At 72.8% G+C, this 2,943-nt stretch carries 3 protein-coding genes; all 3 read left to right on the top strand.

Annotation, left to right across the window (positions count from 1 at the left end; genetic code table 11):
- Positions 1-68 precede the first annotated feature (68 nt).
- The 3 genes from ACOV8S_RS23970 to ACOV8S_RS23960 all read left to right on the top strand — a co-directional run bounded on the left by ACOV8S_RS23970 (position 69) and on the right by ACOV8S_RS23960 (position 2,939).
- Positions 69-722 (top strand): HAD family hydrolase, encoded by a 654-nt coding sequence (locus tag ACOV8S_RS23970; protein WP_448320197.1) that lies wholly within the window; start codon positions 69-71, stop codon positions 720-722.
- Between the two features lie 397 nt (positions 723-1,119).
- Positions 1,120-2,181: a methionine ABC transporter ATP-binding protein gene (locus ACOV8S_RS23965; protein WP_448320195.1), complete on the top strand. Its 1,062-nt coding sequence runs from the start codon at positions 1,120-1,122 to the stop codon at positions 2,179-2,181.
- Positions 2,178-2,939 (top strand): methionine ABC transporter permease, encoded by a 762-nt coding sequence (locus tag ACOV8S_RS23960; protein ID WP_448320193.1) that lies wholly within the window; start codon positions 2,178-2,180, stop codon positions 2,937-2,939. Before ACOV8S_RS23965 ends, ACOV8S_RS23960 begins: the two co-directional genes overlap by 4 nt.
- The last annotated feature ends 4 nt before the right edge of the window (positions 2,940-2,943 follow it).

The raw sequence follows: 2,943 nt of genomic DNA, 5'->3' as shown, positions 1-2,943 counted from the left end.
CGCCGAGGCCCCGGCCTGGGCCGGAGCCTCGGCGGGGGCCTGGACGGGGCCTTGGCTAGGGTCGAAGCATGACGATCCTCCACGCCGACGCCCTGCTGTTCGACAACGACGGCACGCTCCTGTCCTCCCTGGACTCCGTCACCCGGTCCTGGACGGCCTGGGCCCACGAGCACGGCGTCACCCGCGAGCAGTTCGGCGCGATCGAGCTCCACGGCCGCCCCGCGGCCGAGATAGTCGCCGACCTGCTGCCAGCGGACCGGGTGCCCGCCGCCGTCGCCCGCATCGAGGAGATCGAGGTGGAGGACGTCCCGTACGGGGGAGTGACCGCGCTCCCCGGCACCCGGGAGTTCCTGCACGGCCTGCCCGCCGACCGGTGGGCCGTCGTCACCTCCGCCTCCCGCCGGCTCGCCGAGGCGCGCCTGGCCTGGGTCGGCCTCACCGCCACCACCCTGGTCGCCGCCGACGACATCACCCGCGGCAAGCCGGACCCGGAGCCCTACCTGCTGGCCGCCGAGGCCCTCGGCGTCGACCCGTCCCGCTGCCTCGTGTTCGAGGACGCCCCCGCCGGTCTGCGCTCCGGCCGCGCGGCCGGCATGCGCACGGTGGCGTTGGCCACAACCCACCCGGCACACGAGCTGGAGGCCGACCTGGTGGTCCCGGACCTGTCCACCCTGTCGGCGCAGGTCACGCCGGACGGCATCGCGGTCTCCCGTCTCGTCTGAACCGGGTCGAACCGGACGCCGGACAAGCCGCTGACCGGACAGGGTGTCCGCATGCCGGACACCCTGCCCCTCTTGCCTGTGATCGTCTGATTTACTTACGCCCATGACCACGACGAGCCGCACCACCCCTGCGACCGAGGCGAACCCGACGCCCGGTGCTCGTCGCATGTGTCGAATGCGCGCCTGTTAGAGGGCCCCTGCAAGACGTTTGGCCTCGCGCCCCGAAGCGAGCCCCGCGGCCTCACCGTGCCGCCCGCGCACCACGGATCCCCCGTCCTCCCTCCGCCGCGCCGTCGTGGCCGGAGCCGGAGCGACGCGCCGTGCCGCGGTCCGACCGAATGCACCCGTGACCGGGGCGCCACCCCGCCCCCGGCACTCGACAGTGACGGAAACCCCTGTGATCACCACCTCGGGTCTGACCAAGATCTACCGCTCCGGCGGCCGTGAGGTCACCGCCATCGACGGCGTCGACCTCCACGTCCGCGAGGGCGAGGTCTTCGGCGTCATCGGCCAGTCCGGCGCCGGCAAGTCCTCCCTCATCCGCTGCGTCAACCTCCTGGAGCGCCCCACCGCCGGCACGGTCACCGTCGCCGGGCAGGACCTCACCGCCCTCGCGGGGCGCGGCCCGCGCGCCTCCAAGGCGCTGCGCCAGGCCCGCAGCCGCATCGGCATGGTCTTCCAGCACTTCAACCTGCTCTCCTCGCGCACCGTGCAGGAGAACGTCGAGCTGCCCCTGGAGATCCTCGGCCGCTCCGGCCGCGACCGCTCCGCCAAGGCCCTCGAACTGCTCGACATGGTCGGCCTCGCCGACAAGGCCAAGGCCTACCCGGCCCAGCTCTCCGGCGGCCAGAAGCAGCGCGTCGGCATCGCCCGCGCCCTGGCCGGCGACCCCAAGGTCCTCCTGTCCGACGAGGCGACCAGCGCCCTCGACCCGGAGACCACCCGCTCGATCCTCCAGCTGCTGCGCGACCTCAACCAGCAGCTGGGCCTGACCGTGCTGCTGATCACCCACGAGATGGACGTCGTCAAGACGGTCTGCGACTCCGCCGCCCTGATGGAGCGCGGCCGCGTCGTCGAGTCCGGCACCGTCGGCGAACTGCTCGCCACCCCCGGCTCCCAGCTCGCCGCCGCGCTCTTCCCGGTCGGCGGCGGCGCCTCCGGCCCGGGCAGCACCGTCCTCGACATCACCTTCCACGGCGAGTCCACCGGCCGCCCGGTCATCTCCCAGCTCGCCCGCACCTACAACGTGGACGTCTCCATCCTGGGCGCCGCGGTCGACACCGTCGGCGGCGCCCAGATCGGCCGGATGCGCATCGAACTGCCCGGCCGCTACGACGACAACGTCGTCCCGGTCGGTTTCCTGCGCGAGCAGGGCCTCCAGGTGGAGCTCGTCACCTCCGACGAGAAGGCCGGCTCCGACGAGAAGGCCGGCGTCGACGCGAAGGAAGTGACCAAGTGACCTGGTCCGAAATGCAGCCGCTGCTCAGCCAGGCCAGCTGGGACACCCTCTACATGGTCGGCTGGTCCACCCTCATCGCGATCGTCGGCGGCCTGCCGCTGGGCGTCCTGCTGGTCCTCACCGACCGCGGCGGCCTGCTGCAGAACGTCGTGGCCAACAAGGTGATCGGCCAGGTCGTCAACATCGCCCGCTCGCTGCCATTCATCATCCTGATGGTCGCGCTGATGAGCTTCACGCGCCTGATCACGGGCACCACCATCGGCCGCGACGCCGCCATCGTGCCGCTGGCCATCGGCGCCATCCCGTTCTTCGCGCGCCTCGTCGAGACCGCCGTCCGCGAGGTCGACCACGGACTGGTCGAAGCCGTACAGGCGATGGGCGGCAACACCTGGACGGTGGTCCGCAAGGTCCTCGTCCCCGAGGCGCTGCCCTCGCTGATCTCCTCCGCCACCACCACCGTCGTCGCGCTCCTCGGCTACTCCGCAATGGCCGGCACGGTCGGCGCCGGAGGACTCGGCGACATCGCCATCCGCTACGGCTACCAGCGGTTCGAGACCGGGCTGATGTGGATCACCGTGGCGGTCCTCGCCGTGGTCATCGCCCTCATCCAGTTCGCCGGCGACGCCGGGGCCCGCGCCCTGCACCGCCGCGGCGGACGCGGCGGTCCCGCACCCCGGCTGCGCCTGCTGAAGGCCAAGGAGCCCGAGGCCGCCGACGGCGCCCCCTCCGACGCCGCCGGGGTCCGCAAGGCCGCCTAGGCCC

Source organism: Streptomyces sp. CO7, assembly GCF_053474865.1.
This window is presented reverse-complemented; position numbering and strand designations above follow the sequence as displayed.